The sequence below is a fragment of the Streptomyces sp. NPDC057287 genome, assembly GCF_042667905.1.
GTDB lineage: Bacteria > Actinomycetota > Actinomycetes > Streptomycetales > Streptomycetaceae > Streptomyces.
The window spans coordinates 60,715-81,710 of the sequence record NZ_JBHUYV010000002.1 but is presented as its reverse complement, the minus strand read 5'-3'; the positions used below and the strand labels follow the sequence as shown (position 1 = coordinate 81,710).

Sequence of the window (20,996 nt, the reverse complement as noted above, 5' to 3'; positions counted from 1 at the left end):
TCGTCGGTCAGGCCGTGTGGAGGGTCAGCCCGTAGCGGTTGAGGATCTCGTTGATGGGCTGGTGCCACGTCTCGCCGCCGCTGCTGCAGTTGCCCCAGCCGCCGGACGTGACGCCCTGTGCCTGGTCGCCGCTGATGAACGAGCCGCCGGAGTCACCCGGTTCGGCGCACACGCTGGTCTTGGTCATCTGGCGGACGGCGCCCTGGCTGTAGTTCACGGTCTCGTTCTTGGCGAGCACGTTGCCGCAGTGCCAGTGGCTGGTGGAGCCGGAGCGGCAGATCGAGGCGCCGATCGGCGCCTCGTTGGAGCCGCGGACCAGCTGGTCGGAGACGGTGCCCCAGCCCAGGACCACCGGGACGGTCCACCAGCCGCTGCCCACATTCACCCAGGCGTAGTCGTTCTCGGGGAAGGACGAGCCCTGGAACGAGCCGATGGCCGAGCCGTCCCAACCCCTGACCGCTCCGCCGGCCTGGCCGCAGTGGCCGGCCGTGACGAAGCCGCCGTGCACCGAGAAGCCTATGGAACAGCGCACGTTGCCGGTGTAGTACGGGTCGCCGCCGACCGTCCCCGCCGCGAAGGTCTGCGGGACCTCGGCTGTCTGCTCCACCGTCACGGGGCCCGCCTCGCGCGCCTTGGCGACGAAAGCGCGGACATCGTTGTCACCTTGCTCGGAGGCGACGACGTTCACGACAACGCTGTTCGCCCTGGGGTCGACGTGCCAGCTGCTGACGCCGCTGGGCGCGGAGAGTGCGTCCAGCCGCTTCTTGGTGGCGTCGAGCTCCCGCTCGGTGTGGTCGACCACCTGGACCCGCGCGCCGGCCGCGCGGACGTCGCCGGCCTTGGCGCCGTCCGTGACGGCGACCGTGAGCCGGCCGCTCTCCGCGTCGAACCAGGAACCGGCGAACGAGGATCCGGCAGCGCTACGCGCCTTTCCCTGAAGGGACGTTGCCGCCTTCTCCGCGGTGAGCCGTGTCTCGGCCTGGCTCTTCGTCAGTCCGAGGTCCCGCTGCATGGCCGTGATGATGCCTGCGGAAGCCTGGGGTCCGGCGGAGGAGGGGGAGTCCGCCGCGGAGGCCTGGATCGGACCGACGGCCGCCCAGGTGCCCATGATGAGCAGTGCGGAGAGACCCGTCCGCACCATAGTCGTGTGTCTCAAGGGAGTGCCCCTTCTGTTGTTCCAGCATCGTGGGGGTGGAACAGGAAGCATCCGAGAGCCGTCTGAGAGCGCTCTCAGAAGTGCCGCTCCGGACTGTAGTCCAGTTCGACAGGCAGGTCCATGCCAATGACACCCCAGGCAGGTTCACGGGCCGCGCCGCGGGATCAGGGTGCGAGAAGCGGGAGACCGGCAGCCCGCCAGGGCGCCCGGAAGGCGTCCCACCGGCTGCCGCCTCCCTCGGGCGAGGTGTCCCAGATCCGTACGGCCCCACCGGATGAGGCCTGCGGCCAGCCAGGGTCACCGGTCGCGGCGAATTCCGCCCAGGCGTGCGTCATCCGCCCTGCGAGGTCGCGGTCGGCGGCGCTCGGAGGCCCTCCCATGAGGAAGTGGACGTTCTCGTCGTCCACGTTGCCGAAGGCGAACGGGATGTCCGCGCAGTGCCACGCCCTGACCCGCTCCCCACGGCCGTCGCGCTGCCGGACGAAGCGGGAGAGGTAGGTCCTGCCGCCTGCCCGCGCGTGGGACTCCGCCAGCCTGCTGCTGTACTCGCCGAACAGCATGTCCCCGTACAGAGCAAGGTAGAGCTCGTTCACGGAGGCCCCGGGCATCAGGGCCCGGTAGGCGGCCGGGAGGGATCCCGGGAGCCGGTGGTCGGAGGCGAACACGGCGAGCTGCTCCTCGGTCGTGACCTTCGCGCAGCTGCCCACCGCATCGAGCAGCCAGTACTCCTCCGCGGTGTGGCAGACCATCAGGTCCACCTCTCGACCGGCACCCGCTCCGCACGCCGTGAGGGGGTCCAGGGGCAGGCCGGACACGCCGGCCACGGGTCCGTAGATCGCCGGATCGTAGTGGCGCCGCCCCGATCCGGGGTCGCTCCGGTAGTTCTCGGCCACCTGGTCCGAGGCGTCGACGAGCTCTTTGGGGGAGGCGGACACCAATCCGTCGTGCGTGGCGGGAACCCCGGCCGCCGCGGCTACCTCCGCTGTGGTGAGGGCCGCCGATTCCGGGATGGCGCAGGCGTTCACGGCACTGTGCAGGACGGCACGGCGGAACAGGCCGCGCGCGGCCTCCATCGCCATCAGACAGGCCACCGAGGTCGCTCCGGAGGACTGCCCCGCCACGGTGACACGGCCGGGGTCGCCCCCGAAGGCGGCGATCTCGTCCCGCACCCACCGGAGCGCGGCGATCTGGTCGAGCAGCCCCCGGTTGTCCGGACAGGGCTCCGCGCCACCGGTGGACGGAACATGGCCGAATCCCTCGAAGCCCAGGCGGTAGTTGAGCGTGACGACCACGAGGCCCCGGCCGGCCAGGGCAGTGCCGTCGAAGTCCGGCTGGGCCGAGGAGCCGAAGACGAAGGCGCCCCCATGGATCCAGACCAGCACGGGGAGCGCGTCCCCGCTCCCGCCCGGCGTCCAGATGTTGAGGCTGAGGATGTCCTCGTCCGCCGGGGACCAGACCGGCGATCCGGGCAGCTCGGCCGCCTGCGGGGCGACGGGCCCGAACTCGTCGCAGTCCCGGACTCCGTCCCAGGAGGCGGCGGGGCGGGGAGCCCGGAACCTGCCCGCACCGAACGGCGCTGCCGCATAGGGGATTCCGCGGAGCACCACGACTCCCGGGTCCCGCGGCGCCGGCCGCCCCGCGACCGCTCCGGTCCGCGTCGTGAACACTCTCATTCCCACTCCCCCGGTTCCGCCCCCTGCCGGGGCGCCGGTGCCAGCCTCACACCGGCGGGGCGGTCCCGGCCAACACCTGAAGGGCATCGACTCACGCGTCCTCGATGTGAATCAGTCGGGGGATCCACGGCCTGTCGGCCCCGGCCTCCGCCCCGGAGCACGGATGCTTGAGGCACCCTTCCCGACCAGTCGCACAGGAAGCTCGGTGACACGATGACAACCGGTCCGTCCCAGGCGTCCGGCGTACATGTGCCGGACACGAGCCTCGCGGTCGAGGCGACCGAGCTCGTCCGCGACACCACCGACGATCTCGTCTACCACCACTCGCACCGGGTCTATCTCTTCGGCGCCCTTCAGGGCCGCCGACGTGATCTCTCCTTCGATCCGGAGCTCCTGTACATCGGCGCCATGTTCCACGACCTGGGGCTCGGGAAGCGCTTCCGCACGAGTGGCCGGCGCTTCGAGGTGGACAGTGCGGACGAGGCCCGCCGCTTCCTGCAGTCCCGCGGGGTGCCCGAGGACAGCGTGCGGCGGGTGTGGACGGCCATCGCCCTGCACACCACACCGGGCATCCCCGCCTTCATGGAGCCCGAGGTGGCGCTGGTGTCCGCGGGTGTGGAGTACGACGTCCTCGGCATCGGCTACGAGGACTTCTCCGAAGCCGACCGGGCCGCGATCGTGGCGCTCCATCCGCGCCCGGACTTCAAGCGGCGGATCCTCGCGGCGTTCACCGACGGCATCCGCCCGAAGCCGGAAACGGCGTTCGGCAACGTCAAGGCCGATGTGCTCCAGCACTACGTGCCCGGCTTCGAACGCCAGGACTTCGTGCGCAGCGTCCTCGATTCGCCGTGGCCGGAGTGACTGCCGGACGGCCGCGGGCGGTACCCGTAGGAGACACGAGGACGCACTGCGTCGGAGCGGAGTGATCGTCATGACCGTGGGCAGAGCAGAGGTGCTGGCGCGCCTCGATGTGTTCGTCGGTGAGTGGACCCTGGAGCCCAGGTTCCCCGACGGCCGATCGCCTGTGCCCGGCCCCGAGGGGGACGGGGCCGGGGCGCGCACCTGGTTCGAATGGGCCCTGGACGGCCAGGTTCTGGTGCAGCGCACCGAGATCCCCGTGCCCGAGGCGCCGGACGGCCTGATGGTCGTCCGAGCCGACCCGGGGAACGCCACGTACACGCAGCACTACTTCGACTCCCGTGGCGTGGCCCGCCTGTACGCCATGACCTTCGACGGCAGGGTGTGGACGCTCACCCGGGAGTCACCCGACTTCACCCCTCTGGACTTCCGCCAGCGGTTCACCGGCACGTTCAGCGAGGACGGGAACACCATCGCCGGTACCTGGGAGGTCCGTTTCGACGGCGGCGAGTGGGAGCACGACTTCGCCCTGACCTACCGCAGAGCGGGCTGAGTCCGCGCGGCTCGGGTATCGCCGAGTTCCCGTACGGTGGCAACGTCGCTGAAGGGCAGCAGCGCGTCACCGACGATCTGGTAGGGCTCGCTTCCCTTTCCGGCGATCAGGACGATGTCGTCCGGCCCGGCTGCAGACAGGGCGAACTCGATGGCCCTGCGGCGGTCGGTGAGGCGTTCGTACGGGGTGCCGGTCGCCTCGATGCCCGGGACGACCTGGTCCAGGATCGCCTCGGGATCCTCGTTGCGCGGGTTGTCCGAGGTGAGGACGCACAGGTCGGAGTGGGTCCCGGCGATCGTCCCCATCTCGGCCCGCTTGGTGGTGTCCCTGTCGCCACCGCAGCCGAAGACGGTGATGACCTTGGAACGGGCGAAGCCGCGGATCGTGCCGAGCACCTTGTTCAGCGAGTCCGGGGAGTGCGCGTAGTCCACGATCACCGAGGTTCCGCCGGCGGTCGTGACGCGTTCGAACCTGCCCGGGATCTGCGGCATCCGTTCGAGCGCGGCGACCAGCCCCGCGAGGTCGTGCCCGAGGGTGTGGCAGGCCGCGACCGTGGCCAGGGCGTTGGACACGGAGAACCTGCCGGGAGCGGGGATCGCGGCGGGGTACTTGCGGCCGTCGTGGTGCAGGGTGAACCGTGTGCCCGAGGCGTCCACGACCAGGTCGGTGGCCCGGTAGTCGGCCTCGGTGTCGAGGGCGTAGGTGGTCACCGCGCCGGGCATCATCGCCCCGATGCGGGCGCCCACCGGATCGTCGGCGTTGACCACGGCCTGCCGGCACAGCCCCTGGAAGAGCCGGAGTTTGGCGTCCCGGTAGTTGTCCATCGTGCCGTGGTCGTCCAGGTGGTCCTGGCTCAGGTTGGTGAAGACCCCCACGTCGATGAAGGTGCTGTCGACCCGGTGCGTGAGCAGCCCCATGGACGTCGCCTCCAGCACCACGGTGCCCACCCCGCGGTCGCGCATGCACCCCAGCAGGTACTGCAGGTCGGGGGATTCCGGGGTGGTCAGCACCGATCGGGGCATGGGGATCAGCTCGTCGCCGATGCGGCTTCCTGCGGTGCCGATGACCCCGGCACGCGCCCCCTCGGAGATCCTGAGCACGGACTCGACCATGTACGAGACGGAGGTCTTCCCGTTGGTGCCGGTGATCGCCACCATGTCCATCCGCCGCCCCGGCTCGCCGTAGTAGCGGGAGGCGGCGACCGCGGCCATGCTCCGCGTGTCGGGGACCTGCACGACACAGACGTCCCCCGCCGCCGCGGGCAGCACGCAGCCGGCCTCCACGACGACCGCCGCCGCGCCCCGCGCGAGCGCGGGGGCGACCGCGCCGGGCCCGCCCTCCAGGTGGCCGGGCACCGCGATGAAGAGCGATCCCGGCACCACCCGGTCCGCGTCGAAGGCCGTACCGGCAGTGATGAGCGCCCTCTCCGGGTCGCCCTGGAGGATGTGGTGGTTCTGTCCGGCCAGCAGCTCGCTCAGCTTCAAGGTGGGTCCCTTCGAGGGGTGGCTCGAGCCGGGGTGCGGCCGTCGCCGGAACGCCGCGACGGCGGTGCGCCGATGCAGCGGTGGTGAAGTCGGGCGTGTGCGGTGTGGAGCGGTGCGCGCCGTGCTCGCGTGACGTGCGGAAGAGCGGCGGAAAGACGGGACGGGCGCCGCCCCGAGTGGGGACGCCCGCGCTGAAGGCCGCTAGCCGTGTCCGTGAAGGGCGACGCGGCGGCTCGTGGGCGCACAGGGGGCGGCCTGGCGCACGCACTTCCCTGTGACGCCGGTATCACCCATGGGGCGAGTGTACGTCCGTACGGGTGGTCGGGATTCCGCTTCAGGGACGTGCGGCGGTCCTCCCCCTCTGTGAGGCATCGAGCAGGGAGACGGTGAACGGGTGCCGCGGAGTGGTCAGGACCTGTTCCGCGAGGCCCTCCTCGACCACTTCCCCGCCGTCCAGCACGACCACGCGGGTCGCCGGCGCCGCGGTGTCGAGGTCGTGCGTGATCAGCACGACGGCGGGACCGTCCTCGCGGCGGACGAGTGCGGCGAGCAGGTCCAGCAGGGAGCGGCGCGTCACGGGGTCGAGCCCCGAGGTGATCTCGTCGCAGACCAGCACCCGGGGCCGCGCGAGGAGCGCTCTGGCGAGGGCCGCGCGCTGGAGTTCTCCGCCGGAGAGGCGGCCGGGGAGCCCGCGGACGAGGCGGTCGCCGAGTCCGAGGTCCGTCAGCACCCGCCGGGCCTCGGTCGTCGCCTCGCGGTGCCCGGTGCCGTGCAGGCGTACCGCTGTGCGCGCCACCTGGTCGAGGACCGGCCGGTGCTCGTCGAAGGCGGCCCGTGCGTCCTGGAAGACGTACTGCACGGCGGCGAGCTGCTCACGGCTGCGGTTCCGCAGGCTGCGGGGCAGGGCCGTGCCGTCGAGGAGCACCTGCCCCGTGTGGTCCCGGTGGAGGCCGGCGAGACAGCGGCCGAGGGTGGTCTTGCCACTGCCCGAGCGCCCGACGACGGCGAGGCACTCGCCGCGGCGGAGGTCGAGACGGCCCACGTTCAGCACGGGGCCGCGGGTCCCGCCGGTCCGGTGCCGGGCCGTGAGCCCGCGGACCGTCAGCACCTCCGCGCCGATGCGCGCGGCGTCGGCGTACGGCAGGGCCCTCGGTCCGGTGAGGAGCTCCCTGGTCCACGGGTGCGCGGGGGCGTCCAGGATCCGGTGGGCCGTTCCTCGCTCCACCACACGGCCGCCGCGCATCACCAGCACCTCGTCGGCCAGTTCGCGTACGACGTCGAGGTCGTGGCTGAGCAGCAGCACGGCGATGCCGCGCCTCGCGACCGCTGCCAGCTGGTCGACGACACGACGCTTCGTCAGGGCGTCCTGCCCGGTGGTGGGTTCGTCGGCGACGATGACGCGGGCACCGAGGAGCAGCGCCTGCGCCAGCACGACACGCTGCTGCTGGCCGCCGGACAGCTGGTGCGGATAGCGCTCCAGCAGGTGGTCCGCAGCGTCGAGCTGGGCATCGGCGAGGGCGTCGGCGACGCGTCGGCGTGCCGCGGCACGCCGTTCGCCCCGGGGCAGCTCCCGCACCTGTGCCTTCGCCATGTCGCGCAGGAGGGCCCCGGTGCGGCGGGCGGGGTTGAGGACGGCAGCAGGGTGCTGGGGGACGTAGCCGATCCGGGTGCCGTGTGCGGTCACCTCGCCCGTCACCCGGGCTCCTGCGGGGAATTCACCGAGCAGCGCGAGTCCGGTGGTGGTCTTGCCGCTCCCCGACGCGCCCACCAGGGCCGTGACGACGCCGGGGCGGATCCGGAACGAGACCCGGTCGACGAGGGTCCGCCCGTCGACCTCGACGGTCAGTTCCTTGACGCAGGCGAGCACAGGGTTCTCCTTCATCGGGGGCGGCCCTTCCGGTGCGGGCCACGGCTCGCCATGGCGGCGTCGACGAGCAGATTGCTGCCCATGGTCAGTGCCACGATGAGCAGGGCCGGCACGACGACCGCCCAGGGCTGGATCAGCAGTCCGGTGCGGTTGCGGTCCACCATCACGGCCCAGTCGGAGGCGTCCGGGGCGACCCCGATGCCCAGGAAGGCCGCGGTGGCCACCAGGTAGAGCACCCCGGTCAGACGGATCCCCGCATCGGCGGCCAGAGTCCGCAGGATGGACCGCCCGACGTAGCCGACGGCGATGCGCCACCAGCTCTCCCCCTGCATCCGCAGCGCCTCGACGGCGGGCCGGGAGGCCGCTTCCGCCGCTGCGGCGCGCACAATGCGGGCGGCGTCCGGGACGGAGACGAAGGCCACCAGCAGCGCGAGTCCGGCCGGACCGGGCGGAAAGGCGGCGGCGACCAGCAGGATCATGAGCAGCGAGGGAACGGCCAGCAGAACGTCCGGCGGACGCATCAGCACTTCCTCCAGCCATCTCCGGTGGGTGAGCGCGCTGATCAGTCCGAGCGGCAGTGCGACGAGGTACGCGAGAGCCGTGGCCGCCAACGCGACGACCACCACGGGCCGTCCGCCGAGCAGCACCTGTTGTACGACGTCGCGGCCCACGAAGTCGGTGCCGAGCGGGTGTCCGGCGCCGAGGGTGAAGGACGCGGAGCGGGCCGTTGGCTCCCCCGCGAGGAACGGCCCGGCCAGGGCGAGGCCGAGCGGAAGCGTGGCGAGGGCCGCCCCGGGTCCGTACCTGCGGAGCCGCTTCACGCCGCCACCGCCGAGCGCGGCGCGAGCCGGTGGGTGACGAGGTCGGATCCGAGGTTGAGCAGGACGGTGGCGAGACCGAAGACGACCGCCAGCCCCTGCACGACGGGGATGTCGCGGTCGGCCACCGCGTTCATCAGGACGGTGCCGAGTCCGGGGATCACGTAGAGGGCCTCCACGACGATGACGCCGCACAGCAGCCAGTCGACGGTGCGGGCGAGCTGCTGGGTGGCGGGTGCGAGGGCGTTGGGCAGGGCGTGCCCGTAGCGGACGCGTGCGCCCGGGATTCCGTACCGCTCGGCGTGGGCGGTGTAGGGCGCGGCAAGGGCCTCGATCATGCCGGCCCTGACCAGCCGGGCCAGCGAGCAGACGGGCCGGGCGAGCAGGACCAGGACCGGCAGGACGAGCACGGCGGGATGGGCGAGGAGTCCGGTGCCGTAGCCGACGGCGGTCGGCGGGAGCCAGCCGAGCCGCAGGGCGAAGACGCTCACCAGCAGTACACCGAGGGCGAATTCGGGTACGGCGTAGACGCCGAGGGTCGCGGAGCTGATCAGCCGGTCGGTGAGCCGCCCTTCGTGGCGGGCGGCGAGGACTCCCAGCCCCACTCCCGCGGGGACGAGGAGCAGCACGGTGACCGCGGCGAGGAGCAGGGTCGGGCCGAAGCCGTCCGCCAGATATCCGGCCACGGGCCGGCCGGAGGTGAGCGAAGCGCCGAAGTCGCCGTGGAGCAGTCCCCCGGCCCACTCGGCCAGCCGTTCGTGGGCGGGCCGGTCGAGACCCATGGCCTCCCGGACGGCCGCGATGCGCCGCGGGTCGGGCTGGTCACCGGCGAAGGCGACCGCCGCGTCACCCGGAAGCGCCTCGGTGAGCGCGAAGACCAGCAGTACGACGGCCGCCGTCTGCAGGACACCGAGGAGCAGCCGCCGGGCGATCCAGGAACGCAGTCCGTTCACGCCAGCCAGACCTTGTCGAAGCGCGCCCAGTCCAGGGTGTTGGCCGGCGCCTCGCGGGCCACACCCCGCAGGGCTCGCGCAGTGCCGAGGATCCAGTCGCCGAACCCCCAGACGAGGAAGCCGCCTTCGGCGTGCAACCGCCGCTGCATCCGCCCGTAGAGGGCGGCCCGTGCCGTCCGGTCCTTGGTGGACTGGGCCTGCCGGTAGAGCGCGTCGAAGCTCCTGTCCCGCCATCGGGTGGCGTTGGTGGTGGAGTCGGTGAGCAGCCGCTGGGAGATGTGGGACTCGATGGGCATGGCGCCGGACCGGTAGCAGCACAGGGTTCCGGAGTCGAGGATGTCCTTCCAGTAGGAGTCCTTGCTGCCCATCCGTACGTCGACGGTGACTCCGGCACGTGCCGCCTGGTCCCGGAAGATCCCGGCGGCCTCGGTGAAACCGGCGGCGACCGCGGAGGTGTCGAGGGTGACCTTCAGGCCTTCCGCGCCCGCCTGCCGGAGAAGGCGGCGTGCACGGCCGATGTCCTGGGACCGCTGGGGGAGTTCGTCCGCGTAGTACTCGTACCCCTTCCCGAAGAGGTCGTTGCCCGTCTCGCCGGCGCCGGACAGGGCGCCGTCCACCAGCTCCTGGCGGTCGGCGATGAGGAAGAAGGCCTCGCGAACCCGGGGGTCGTCGAAGGGCGGGCGGTCGGTCTTCATGGCGAAGGCCTGCATGGCGCTGTTGCGCAGCCGGACGATCTCGATGGCACCGGTCTTCTCGTGGGCGCGTCCGGTGGCGGGGTTGAGCTCGTGCGCGTACTCGATCTGACCGCCGAGGAGGGCGTTGATCCGGGCGGACTCCTCGTTGGCGACGACGAACTCGAGCTCGTCCAGGTGGGGGGCGCCGTCCCAGTAGGTGTCGTTGCGCCACAGGACGGTGGAGCGCCCGGGAGTGAAGGAGACGAGCCGGAAGGGGCCGGAGCCGACGGGCTCGCGGTCGAAGGCGGTGGCGCCGTCCTGGACGATGCAGGTGCCGAATGCCGCCATCACATTGGGGAATTCGGCCGTCGGCCGCCTGAGCACGAATTCGACGGTCCTCTCCCCCGTGGCGCGGCTCGCCTTTAGGTCGATGGGTTCCAGGGATGCCCGCGCGCGGTGGGCCTTGCCGGGGTCGGCGATGCGGCGGTAGCTGTACAGGACGTCGGCGGCGGTCACCGGCTTCCCGTCGTGGAACTCCGCCTGCCTCAGGGTGACCGTCCAGCGGTCGAGGCCGGCGTTCGGCTCCCACGCCTCGGCGAGACGTGGCACCGCCGCCAGATCGGCGCCGTAGTCGGCGAGTTTGTCGAAGAGCGCTTTGCTCCGGGCGGCGTCCGCGAAGAGGTTCCCCAGGTGGGGATCGAGGGTCTCGCTCGCGCCCCCTCCGGCGAAGGCGGCGCGCAGCCGTCCGCCACGCCGGGGCGCGCCGTCCCCCTTGGAGTCGGCAGATTTGGTGGAGGTGGACGCGGAGCATCCGGCGAGGGCGAGGGCGCCGAGGCCGGCCGCTCCCCCGGCCGCGGCGAGGAATCCGCGCCTGCGCAGGCCGGGGAAGCGTTCGTCTCTGTCTGCTGATGCGGTCATGACTGGTCTCCTGTTGCTCGGGGTGCTGGGTGGCCGGCGGCGGTCACCGCCGGTTCGGTGGAGGGCTTCCCCGGGGTCACGGCAGCCGTTTCGGTGGAGGGCTTCCCGGCGGTCACGGCCGGTTTCGTGCCGGACTTCCTGGCGATCAGGTGCAGCCGGTCGCCGTCCGCGGCCGAGCCGGGCTCGGCGCCCGGATGCCAGGCGGGTTCGGTGCGCGGCCCGGGTCCGTCGTACAGGGCGAGGACGTCGAAGCCGTGGACGGTGAGGAAGTGGCGCAACTCCTGGGGCAGGAGCAGCCGCCACGCCGAGTGCTCCTCGACGGGAGGGCTGCTGTCGTCGGCGGTCCATACGCGTGTACGCCGGAGGAGCTGGGCGGCGCGGTCGAGGCGCAGGACCGTGGTCGAGCGGTACGTGGTGCCGTGCCGGGTGAAGCGGGAGACGGCAGGCGCGGCGGGAGGCTCGTCCCGGCCGAGGAAGTACGCGCCGTTGCGCATCTCCGCGACCAGCAGGCCGCCGGGCGCCAGGGCGCGGCGGCAGGATCTCAGGAATCCGTCGAGCTGCTCGTTCGTGTGGCAGTACAGCAGCGAACTGTCCAGGCAGACCACGGCGTCGAAGACACAGTGACCGAGATCGAACCGGCTGAGATCGGCCTGTACGTACGTCGGTCCCGGGTGGTGCTCACGGGCGTGGGCGAGCATGGTGCCGGACAGATCGGCGGCCGTGACACGTCGTCCGGCGGCCTGGAGACGGGCGGCGTCGCGCCCGGTGCCGCAGCCGAGGTCCAGGACCTCCGGTCCCGCGCCGTACCGCCGCAGGAGGTCTTCCGCCCAACGACCGGCCAGGCGCAGGGGATCGGGAAACCTGGCCTCGTACAGCTCCGGGCGGTCGGTGAGCAGGTTTCCCGTCCGGTGCGTCATGCCGCCACCGTCACGGAGGCGGGGCGGGTCCGGGGAAGGGTGCCGTTGCGGTGCAGCCAGGTCACGCCGGCCGCCGAGGTGAGTCCGGCGGCCAGGCAGCAGGCCCACGGCAGCAGGGCGGCCGGGCTGCCGCCCCCGCCCTGCCGGGCGGCGTCCATGGCCCAGCCGACAGCCACGTTGCCGACGGCAGCCGCGATGCCGGATGCCGCGTAGAAGATCCCGAAGTACGTGCCGGTCAGCGCCGGCCTCCCGAAGCCGGGGACCAGCTCCATGACGAAGGGCTGCGCCGTCATCACTCCCAGGTGGAGCAGGAGGGCACCGGCCAGTACGGGCAGGGCGCGCAGAGTTGCGTCCAGGGCGCCGTCCGGGGGTGCGTCTGTGCCCGCGACGAGCATCGGCGGCGCGAAGGCCAGCCCCATCAGCGCCAGTCCGGCCGCGATCCAGCGCCCCCTGCTTCCCCGCCTCTTCAGCGCGCGCGTGATGCGCAGCTGGAAGGCGATGCCCACGACAGTCCCCAGGAGGAGGACGAGTCCTGCGGCGCCGTCCCAGCCGGTGGCCTGCCGGGCGCCCGCGGGCAGCAGCAGATAGAGCTGGTTCTCCAGGGTGAACATGCCGGTCATGGCCAGGGCGAAGGCGAGGAAGGCGCGGTTGCCGACGGCTTCGCGCCAGTCGGTGGTCACACTGCCCGTGGCCGGCGGCGCTTCCCGGACGGGGAGCGCCAGGGCCTGGGCGACGGTGAGGAGCGCGAAGATCGCGGCGGCGGTGAGCGCGGAGGCCCGGAAGTCGACGAGCAGCAGGGCACTGCCCAGGAGGGGCCCGATGAGGGCGCCCGTGGTCGCGAAGACGTTGAAGAGGGCGAACGCCTCGGCTCTGCGCTCCCCGGCCTCCTGGGCGAGATAGGTGCGGACGGCGGGATTGAACAGGGCGCCGGCCACTCCGCTGAGGACGGAGGCAGCGAGGAGCACGGGCAGTCCGTCGCCGAGGGCGAAGAGGGCGAAGCCGACGGTGCGTATCGCGCAGCCGGTGATGATGACGCCTCGGGGGCCGAGTCGGTCGGCGGCGGATCCGCCGATGAGGAAGAGGCCCTGCTGGCTCAGGTTGCGTACGCCGAGGACGATACCGACGACAGCTGCCGACATTCCCAGGTCGTCACCGAGGTGGGTGGCGAGGTAGGGGATGAGCAGGTAGAACCCGGTGTTGACGCCGAGCTGATTGACCAGCAGCAGGCGTATGGAGAACGGAAGCCGACGGATCTCCTGCCAGGTGGTCATGAGGCCGCGCCCCGGACGTCGGCTTGGGATTCCGCTGCGGCACCGGCACCGGCTGCCGCCTCGGCTCCGGATCGGGGCCGTACGCCGAGCCCCGGTCGCCCGGAGGCCTCGACGAATCCGTCGTCGCCCCCGATGCCGGTCCAGGGGTCCTGCGCGAGCAGCAGATGCCCGTCGAGGTCGGTCCAGCGGGCGCGGTCGGCGATGTGCACCGCGGGAGCGATGCCGAGGGTGCTGGCGGTCAGGCAGCCGAGCATCAGGTCCGTGCCACTGCCCTCGATCAGGGCGGCGATGCGAAGAGCGGCGTGGACACCGCCGCATTTGGCGAGTTTGACGTTGATCCCGTGGACGCGGCCGGCGAGCCGCCGGGCGTCCTCGTAGGTGACGGCGTCCTCGTCCGCGATGACGGGCAGCGGTGAGCGTGCGGCGAGCCTCGCGAGGGCCTCCGGGTCCCCGGGGGCGAGGGGCTGCTCCACGGCCTCGACGCCGAGTTCGGCGAACAGGGGCAGGAGAGCCCGTGCCTGTCCTGCGGACCAGGCGCCGTTGGGATCGAGGAGGAGTCGGGCGGCCGGGGCCGCGGCGCGGACGGCGCGGACCCGGTCCAGGTCGGTGTCCTGGTCACGGTCTCCCACCTTGACCTTGATGACGGAGAACCCGGCCTCGGCCAGCCCGCGGGCCTGCGCGGCTGCCCGGCCCGGGGAGGTGAGGGAGATGGTGCGGGCGGTGGCAGCCCTCGGCGCCACGGGCGATCCGAGGAACCGATGGACGGCGGTGGCGGTGCGCTTGCCGACCAGGTCGAGAAGAGCGGCCTCCACGGCGGCGGTCACGGCGGCCGGGGTGCCGGGCTCGGTGAGTTCGCCGACGCGCAGGGCGTACAGCGCGGTCTCCGGCGCGGCGAAGCGGGCCAGCCCCTCGCCCGCCCGGACGGCGAGGCGTTCGAGGGTGTGGGTGTCGAGCCCGTAGAAGACGCTGGTGACGGCCTCCCCATGGCCGGCGAGCCCTTCGTGTTCGACAGTGAGGCGCACGGCGTCGCGGGCGGTCATGGTCGATCGCGAGATGCGCAGCGGCTCGGCGAGGACGAGCCGCACGGTGTGGTGGGTGAGTCTCACAGCTGCCCCTCCAGGCTCTCCGCCAGTGGATCGGTGACGGTGGTGCACCTGGCCCATCCCCCGGTGTGCGCGGCGCGCGGGTGCGGGACGTCGACGGGGTGCCCGGCCGCGAGACAGGGGTCCACGTGGTGGGCGGTCATGAAGTCGTCGTCGTAGAGGGTGCCGAGATAGCGGTGGGGCCCGTCGGGGAAGACCGTGGCGACGGCGGCCCCGGGGTGGGCGCCGGCGGCCCAGGCGGCGACCCGCGCGACGGCGCCGGTGCTCCAGCCGCCGCTGACGAAGTTGCCGCGGGCGAGGCGCCGGCAGGCGTCTGCGGCCTCGGCCGGGCCGATCCAGTGGACCTCGTCGAAGGCGTCGTAGGCCACGTTGCGCGGATGGATGCTGCTGCCGAGACCGCGCATCAGCCGGGGTGCGGCGGGCTGTCCGAAGATCGTGGACCCGGTGGCGTCGACGGCGATGAGACGCAGTCGGGGCCAGTGCCTGCGCAGCGGTCCGGCGATCCCCGCGCTGTGTCCCCCGGTGCCGACGCTGCAGACGAGGATGTCGAGGTGGTCGAGCTGGGTGGCCAGTTCGGCGGCGAGTGAGGCGTAACCCGTCGTGTTGTCGGGGTTGTTGTACTGGTCGGGCCAGTACGCGCCGGGGGTCCGGGCGAGCAGGTCGTGCAGCCGCTCCAACCGGGCGCCCTGCCACCCGCCTCGGGCGGCGGGGCGGTCCACGAGCTCGAGGCGCGCGCCGTGCGAGCGGAGCAACTGCCGCATGGAGGGTTCGAGTTCGCTGTCGCCGACCAGCACGACGGGGTGTCCGAGGGCCTGTCCGGCGAAGGCCAGTCCTATGCCGAGGGTGCCGGAGGTCGACTCCACCACCGGTGCGCCGGGGAGCAGTTCGCCTCGCTCCTCGGCGCCCAGGAGCATGGAGACGGCCGCCCGCGCCTTCATTCCGCCGACGGCGTGGCCTTCGAGCTTGGCCCAGAAGCCGGGGTGGGGCTGGGGAAGTCCGGTGGTGATCCTGGCCAGCGGGGTGCGGCCCAGGAGGGCGAGGAGCTCTCGGTTGGGGGCGAGAACGGGCAGCGATGCCGTGGTCATGAGGTACCTCCGTGGGCTGCGCGGTATCGGTGGACGGTGCCGGGGCCGCCGTCGAGCCAGAAGAACGGGTACGGTTCCGCGCACACCGCGGCCACTCCGGCGCCCAGGAAGCGGGGCAGGACCGCGCTGCCGGTCTGGGCGAACATGACCAGCGGTTTCCCGTGGTCCAGGGCGCTCCGGCGCAGCGGATCGAAGGTTCCGTTGCCGAGCGTCATTCCGGAGGCCAGCACCGCGTCGCAACGGCCGATCGACCCGAGGGCGTCCGTACCGATGGGCTCTCCCCACTCGGTGGTACCCCCCTTGAAGTCGCAGGGGATTCCGATGAAGGAGCGCGAACGCAGTTCGGCAAGGAGGGAGTTGACGACTCCGACGACCAGGACGCTGCTGCCCGGTGGCACGTCCAGCAGGTCGACGACCGCGGCGGCCCGCGCCTGCGACCGCTCCAGCGAGCTTCCGGCGGGGATTCCCACCGGTTGCGCCCCGTGGGACGGGGAGTGCGGGGTTACGTCCATCAAGTAGGCGTCCAGGGCGGCGACCCGCACCGGCAGCAGCGGGTGGGTGAGCAGTACGGCCACTTCCGCTCCGGCACAGTCCTCGACGGCGCCGGCGGGGAGCGCGCCCGGTTCGACCGCACACGAGCCGACGGCACTGCCGAGGCGGAGGCTGAGGACCTCGTTGCGGTATCCGCCCTGCCGCCCGTCATGCCGTACGGCCTGGGTCGTCGTGAAGGCTACGGCGATACGGCGGGCCCCGGGATCCGGGCCGAGCTCGCCGTGCAGGGCCTGCTCCAGAAGGGCGTCGAGGGAAGCGCGGTCGCACGAGGCCGTCGTCATGAGCGCACCAGCAGCGGTCGCACTCCCGCGAGCAGTGATTCGACACGGTTCCTGGCGCCGAGCCCGGCCGCGTCGCCCACCATGACGTGCCCGAGATAGGCGTTGTTGCTGTCGGCCGCCTCGACCGTGCGGCCCGCTTCGGCGAGCTGGACCTCCAGGACCCCTTCGGCACCCCGCAGACCGTCGGCGCCCTCCACGGACGCGAGCGTGCCCGATGCCCCGGGGACGAGGAATCCGATGGCCGCGCTGCGCAGTCCCGTGTCGCGCCGCCGGAGGTCGGGCTCACGCCCCAGCGCCACGTCGACGCAGGCGGCGGCGAGGTCGATGCCGGTGACATGACGGACCAGTTCGGTGATGCGATTGCCGGCGGGGCGGGGATTGACCTCGACGACGCGGGGACCGTCGGCCGTCAGCTTGATCTCGGTGTGCGCCACGACGTCGTCGAGCCCCAGCGCCGCCCCCGCCCGCAGCGCGGTGCCGGTCGCGGCGTCGAGGTCGTCCGGGGCCAGGGCGGCTGGGAACATGTGGCCGGTCTCGACGAAGGCAGGGGCCCCGCCGATGCTCTTGTCCGTCACCCCGACGATGTGCGCGACGCCTCGGCAGGTCACGGTCTCCACGCTCACCTCGGGGCCGTGCAGGAACTCCTCGAGCAGGATGTGGGCCGTGCGCCGCTGGCCCCTGGCGTTGCGCGGGAAGTCCGCCAGGGCCCTGCAGGCCACAGCCAGCTGTTCCGCGTCGTCGACCCGGCGCACGAGCATGCCCGCGCAGAGGTCCACCGGCTTGACCACCAGGGGATAGCCGATGTCACGGGCGGCCGCCTCGGCCTCCGCCACGTCCGCACACACCGCGAAGCGCGGACCGGGGACGCCCGCGGCGGCGAGGACGCGGCGGGTGGCGTCCTTGCGGCAGGCGTTCTCCATGGCTTCGGCCGAGGGGCCCGGCAGGCCCAGGCGGCCGGCGATTCGGGCGGCGGTCGGCAGGTAGTAGTCACAGGAGGTGACCACGCCGTCGAAGCGCAGCGCGTGGTGCAGCCGCTCGACCTGCGCAAGCAGCTCCTCCACCTCGTTGGTGGGCGCGGTGACGACATTACGGGCGGTGAGCAGCGGGTGCCCCGCACCCTCCGGGGCGGACCGCAGGTAGTGGTGCAGGTCGCGGGTGAGGAAGGTGAAGTGGTGCCCTCCCTCCCCCAGGGCCCTCGGTAGCAGTCTGCTCATCGATCCGACCCAGCTCTCTACCACCAACAGGTGAGCCACGAGCTCCCCCTTCTCACAGTGCCGTTGGGATTGCGGGCAGGCAGAGGCCTCCCCGGTACGGGGGGCCTCCGGGCCCGACCGCTCACACGTTATCGACAATCGTTTTCATTGTCATCTAAAACAGTGTCACCACTGAAGGGAGGCGGCTTCCGTTGCGCCGCTCGCCGGACCGGAGTGGAATTGCAGACAGGGGACCCGGAGGAAGGGGCACGCCATGACCGACAGCGACAGCGACCGGGGGGACGACGTCTACCAGCCGCAGGAGCCGGAGGCCTCCGACCCCGACGACCTGCTGGACCTGGAGGACACCCTGGACACGTCCGGGATCGCCGATGTCCTGGACGAGGGCTACTCCCCGCCGGACCGGCCCTGGGCGGTCGACGACGAGGGCACCACCGCCGCGGAGCAGCACACGGGCGAATCCCTCGACACCCGTCTGACCAGGGAGATTCCCGAGGAAGCGATCCCGGCCGGCGACGGAACGGGCGATCTGGCGGACGGTGACGGGGAGCCCTACGACACGGAGGTCGGGACCGACCGGGCGGGCAGGCTCACACAGGAGGGCGACGGACATGTGCCCTCCACCCTCACCGCCCAGGACGTCGGCATCGACGGTGCGGCGGCGTCCGCCGAGGAGGCGGCGATGCACCTCATTCCGGAGGAGGAGGATCTGTTCGGGGAAGAGCCTGCGCGCTGAAGGCCCGTCCCCGGAACCCCGTCCCCCATCAGCCGCTTCCGGACGCATTCACCCCTCTGTGTATGCGTACGAGCGCATACACGCGTATCATCCCCCCTTCCACGGAAGGGCCCGCGCGTGCCGAGGTCCCCACTGGGGCAGGGCGCACGGCCCGATCGCCCGGGGCCGTGATCGGCGCATGTGGCGTGCCTTTCACAATGCCGTGACGGCGTGGCCCGCACCTACGTCGACCATCACTGCGAGCACGCCTGAACAGGTTCGATGCCCCGCCGGCCCAGGCCCGGACGCCCCAGCGCCGGACGGACCCAACCGCTGCGGCACCCACGCCCGAGGCACCCTCGGCGCCGCAACCGTGGCGGCCGCGGGGGCCGGCCGACATGGCTCACGGTCAAGTACCGGGCTGCCGAGGACATCACGCCCACGCCGGTGAACACATGTGCGCCCGTGGTGCGGAGGAGCCGGGACGGACCGGCCGAAACGCGCCGTCGTGCTGCCCCGTGCCCCCGAAAACGCTTGGACGCCGACCACCCGGTCGCGGAAGACTCGTCTGCCCCGGGCCCCTTGCCGCGGACGCGCGGCGAGCGCCTCCACAGGGGACGGTGCTGCGCCCTTCCGGGCGGGGCCCTCCCACCGCGGCGAGGTCCGGAGCAACTGCCCGCGCAACGACATGAGGTCGGCATGGGATCGCAGCAGTCTCACGACGCCGGGCCCGACAGGGGCCCGGTCAAGCTCGCACTCCGTCACTACCTGCGGGAGCTGTCCCGCCAGCGCGGACTGTCCGTCCCCGCGCTCCTGCTCCCCGCGCTGGGAAACATCGGGATCACGTACATCGCCCCCCTGGTCGTCGCCAAGCTCGTCGGCCGGATCGCCGAGGACGGGGCCCTGACCATCCGCGAGGCCCTCCCGTACGTCGGTGTGTTCGCCGGAGTGCTGCTCCTGGCGGAGACCATGTGGCGTCTGGGACTGCACTGCCTCAACCGCGTCGACGCCCGGGGCATCGAGCACCTTTACGTCACCGGCATGGACGAACTGTTCGCCAAGGACGCCGCGTTCTTCCAGGACAACTTCGCAGGTTCACTGACCAAGCGGGTGCTGAGCTTCGCATCGCGCTTCGAGGAGTTCGTCGACACGCTCACGTTCAACATCGTCGGCAGCCTCGCCCCGCTGCTGTTCGGCACGGTGATCCTCTGGAGCTACGATCCGCTGCTGGTCGCCGGGCTCCTGACGATGATCACGGTGACCGCGTTCTGCGCCGCGCCGCTCATCCGGCGCCGGCAGAAACTGGTCAACCGGCGTGAGGAGGCGATCGCCAGGGTGTCGGGCCACGTCTCGGACGCGCTGATGAACATGGACACCGTCCGTGCGTTCGCCGCCGAGGAGCAAGAGGCCGCCGAGCACCGGTCACGGGTCGCGGAGTCCAGGCGGCTGACACTGCGCTCGTGGGACTACGGCAATCTGCGCATCGACACCCTCGTCGCGCCCCTGTCCGTGCTGACGAACGTGCTCGGCCTGCTCCTCGCCGTTGGGATCGGCGCGGGCGGTGGAAGCGTGGAGGCGATCGTGGTCGCGTTCACGTACTACACCGGCTCGACCCGCATCATGTTCGAGTTCAACCAGATCTACCGCCGCCTGGAGAGCTCGATGACGGAGGCGGCCCAGTTCACCGAGCTGCTCCTCGCCCCGCCCACCGTGCTCGACCCCGTGGCACCGGAGCCGCTCGGCCCTCGGGCCGCGGATGTGCGCTTCGAGCAGGTCACCTTCGCTCACGACGGCGGTGATCCGATCTTCCGGGGGCTCGAACTGGACGTGCCGAGCGGATCGAGGATCGGCCTCGTCGGCCGTTCCGGGGGCGGCAAGACCACCCTCACCCGGCTGCTGCTGCGGATGGCCGACGTCCAGTCCGGCCGCATCCTGATCGGCGGCCAGGACATCAGTCGGCTGCGGCAGTCCGACCTGCGGAGCCTGATCGCCTACGTCCCGCAGGAACCCGCCATGTTCCACCGCACGCTGCGCGAGAACATCCAGTTCGCCCGACCGGACGCCACCGAGGGCGAGATCCGCGCGGCGGCCGACGCGGCACACGTCACGGAGTTCGCCGACCAACTCCCCGCGGGATTCGACACGATGGTCGGGGAGCGTGGCGTCAAGCTCTCCGGAGGGCAACGCCAGCGGGTCGCCCTCGCGCGGGCCATCCTGCGAGACGCGCCGATCCTCCTGCTGGACGAGGCGACCAGCGCGCTGGACTCGGAGAGCGAGACCCTCGTCCAGCAGGCACTGTGGCAGTTGATGGAGGGCCGGACCGCGCTCGTCGTCGCGCACCGCCTGAGTACCGTCGCGGCGATGGACCACCTGATCGTGCTCGACCACGGCCGCATCGTCGAACAGGGCACGCACCACGAACTACTGCTCACCGACGGCTCCTACGCAAAGCTCTGGCACCACCAGTCCGGTGGCTTCCTCGTGGACACGGCCACCGGCCGGCCCGCAGCCGCGGCCGAACCGACGCGATGACCGTGCGGGCCCCCGACGCTCAGCGCCTCGGGGGCCCGCGCCTTTCCGGCGGCAACGGCGCGTCCTCCGCCGAGGTCTCATTGACAATCCGGACGACCGCACCGAGAATCGAGCACATGCACGAGGTCCAGCCCCTTCCCAGCGAGCGCTGTCCCCGCCTCGTCCGCGCGTCACGCGCCGGGTGTTGATCTTCACCCCCCCCTCTCGCCGCTCCCCCGCATCTGATCCGACGTCACCGGCGTCTGCACCATGCCCTGATCCGTCCCGGTCCTGTCCGACCGCCACGACGCGGCCGGTACGCCCCGCCCGCACCGCGACCGAAGCGGTGTCGGCACGCCCCCTCCTCACCACCGGCCCCGGCCTGCCGCGCTC

General features: G+C 72.2%; 17 protein-coding genes. 4 read left to right on the top strand and 13 right to left on the bottom strand.

The genetic code is table 11. The features are described from left to right. Window positions 1-7: 7 nt before the first annotated feature. The gene (locus tag ACFUNE_RS03650) at window positions 8-1,141 is read right to left on the bottom strand and encodes a S1 family peptidase (protein WP_383563004.1); all 1,134 of its coding nucleotides are present in this window, start codon (window positions 1,139-1,141) and stop codon (window positions 8-10) included. 179 nt (window positions 1,142-1,320) lie between these two features. Then, a complete protein-coding gene (locus tag ACFUNE_RS03645; RefSeq protein WP_383561814.1) occupies window positions 1,321-2,829 on the bottom strand; it encodes a carboxylesterase/lipase family protein in 1,509 nt (502 codons plus the stop codon). A 213-nt stretch (window positions 2,830-3,042) separates the two neighbouring features. Here ACFUNE_RS03645 and ACFUNE_RS03640 point away from each other — a divergent pair, with 213 nt between their 5' ends. Beyond that, window positions 3,043-3,690, top strand: a complete 648-nt coding sequence (locus ACFUNE_RS03640; protein ID WP_383561812.1) for an HD domain-containing protein — start codon at window positions 3,043-3,045, stop codon at window positions 3,688-3,690. A 70-nt stretch (window positions 3,691-3,760) separates the two neighbouring features. Then, window positions 3,761-4,240: a hypothetical protein gene (locus tag ACFUNE_RS03635; RefSeq protein WP_383561810.1), complete on the top strand. Its 480-nt coding sequence runs from the start codon at window positions 3,761-3,763 to the stop codon at window positions 4,238-4,240. Here ACFUNE_RS03635 and ACFUNE_RS03630 read toward each other — a convergent pair. The 11 genes from ACFUNE_RS03630 to ACFUNE_RS03580 all read right to left on the bottom strand — a co-directional run bounded on the left by ACFUNE_RS03630 (window position 4,222) and on the right by ACFUNE_RS03580 (window position 17,416). Continuing rightward, the gene (locus ACFUNE_RS03630) at window positions 4,222-5,724 is read right to left on the bottom strand and encodes a UDP-N-acetylmuramoyl-L-alanyl-D-glutamate--2,6-diaminopimelate ligase (RefSeq protein WP_383561808.1); all 1,503 of its coding nucleotides are present in this window, start codon (window positions 5,722-5,724) and stop codon (window positions 4,222-4,224) included. The two genes, ACFUNE_RS03635 and ACFUNE_RS03630, sit on opposite strands and share 19 nt — an antisense overlap. A gap of 334 nt (window positions 5,725-6,058) precedes the next feature. Next, complete coding sequence (locus tag ACFUNE_RS03625; RefSeq protein WP_383561806.1) at window positions 6,059-7,606, bottom strand: ABC transporter ATP-binding protein; 1,548 nt, start codon at window positions 7,604-7,606, stop codon at window positions 6,059-6,061. After that, window positions 7,603-8,412, bottom strand: a complete 810-nt coding sequence (locus ACFUNE_RS03620; protein WP_383561804.1) for an ABC transporter permease — start codon at window positions 8,410-8,412, stop codon at window positions 7,603-7,605. Before ACFUNE_RS03620 ends, ACFUNE_RS03625 begins: the two co-directional genes overlap by 4 nt. Continuing rightward, window positions 8,409-9,362, bottom strand: a complete 954-nt coding sequence (locus ACFUNE_RS03615) for an ABC transporter permease (RefSeq protein WP_383561802.1) — start codon at window positions 9,360-9,362, stop codon at window positions 8,409-8,411. The genes ACFUNE_RS03620 and ACFUNE_RS03615 overlap by 4 nt, the downstream gene beginning before the upstream one ends. Then, window positions 9,359-10,954: an ABC transporter substrate-binding protein gene (locus tag ACFUNE_RS03610; RefSeq protein WP_383561800.1), complete on the bottom strand. Its 1,596-nt coding sequence runs from the start codon at window positions 10,952-10,954 to the stop codon at window positions 9,359-9,361. The genes ACFUNE_RS03615 and ACFUNE_RS03610 overlap by 4 nt, the downstream gene beginning before the upstream one ends. Next, window positions 10,951-11,871, bottom strand: coding sequence for a class I SAM-dependent DNA methyltransferase (locus ACFUNE_RS03605; RefSeq protein ID WP_383561798.1), 921 nt, complete (start codon window positions 11,869-11,871; stop codon window positions 10,951-10,953). Before ACFUNE_RS03605 ends, ACFUNE_RS03610 begins: the two co-directional genes overlap by 4 nt. Further along, on the bottom strand, window positions 11,868-13,142 hold the full coding sequence (locus tag ACFUNE_RS03600; protein WP_383561796.1) for an MFS transporter: 1,275 nt from the start codon (window positions 13,140-13,142) through the stop codon (window positions 11,868-11,870). Before ACFUNE_RS03600 ends, ACFUNE_RS03605 begins: the two co-directional genes overlap by 4 nt. Continuing rightward, a complete protein-coding gene (locus tag ACFUNE_RS03595) occupies window positions 13,139-14,248 on the bottom strand; it encodes an enolase C-terminal domain-like protein (RefSeq protein ID WP_383561794.1) in 1,110 nt (369 codons plus the stop codon). The genes ACFUNE_RS03600 and ACFUNE_RS03595 overlap by 4 nt, the downstream gene beginning before the upstream one ends. Then, window positions 14,245-15,330, bottom strand: a complete 1,086-nt coding sequence (locus ACFUNE_RS03590; protein WP_383561792.1) for a PLP-dependent cysteine synthase family protein — start codon at window positions 15,328-15,330, stop codon at window positions 14,245-14,247. The genes ACFUNE_RS03595 and ACFUNE_RS03590 overlap by 4 nt, the downstream gene beginning before the upstream one ends. Further along, complete coding sequence (locus tag ACFUNE_RS03585) at window positions 15,327-16,163, bottom strand: hypothetical protein (RefSeq protein WP_383561790.1); 837 nt, start codon at window positions 16,161-16,163, stop codon at window positions 15,327-15,329. The genes ACFUNE_RS03590 and ACFUNE_RS03585 overlap by 4 nt, the downstream gene beginning before the upstream one ends. Further along, complete coding sequence (locus tag ACFUNE_RS03580; RefSeq protein ID WP_383561788.1) at window positions 16,160-17,416, bottom strand: ATP-grasp domain-containing protein; 1,257 nt, start codon at window positions 17,414-17,416, stop codon at window positions 16,160-16,162. The genes ACFUNE_RS03585 and ACFUNE_RS03580 overlap by 4 nt, the downstream gene beginning before the upstream one ends. 214 nt (window positions 17,417-17,630) lie before the next feature. Here ACFUNE_RS03580 and ACFUNE_RS03575 point away from each other — a divergent pair, with 214 nt between their 5' ends. Further along, window positions 17,631-18,113, top strand: a complete 483-nt coding sequence (locus ACFUNE_RS03575) for a DUF5709 domain-containing protein (RefSeq protein ID WP_383561786.1) — start codon at window positions 17,631-17,633, stop codon at window positions 18,111-18,113. Window positions 18,114-18,791: 678 nt separating this feature from the next. After that, window positions 18,792-20,624, top strand: coding sequence for an ABC transporter ATP-binding protein (locus tag ACFUNE_RS03570; protein ID WP_383561784.1), 1,833 nt, complete (start codon window positions 18,792-18,794; stop codon window positions 20,622-20,624). Window positions 20,625-20,996: the final 372 nt, after the last annotated feature.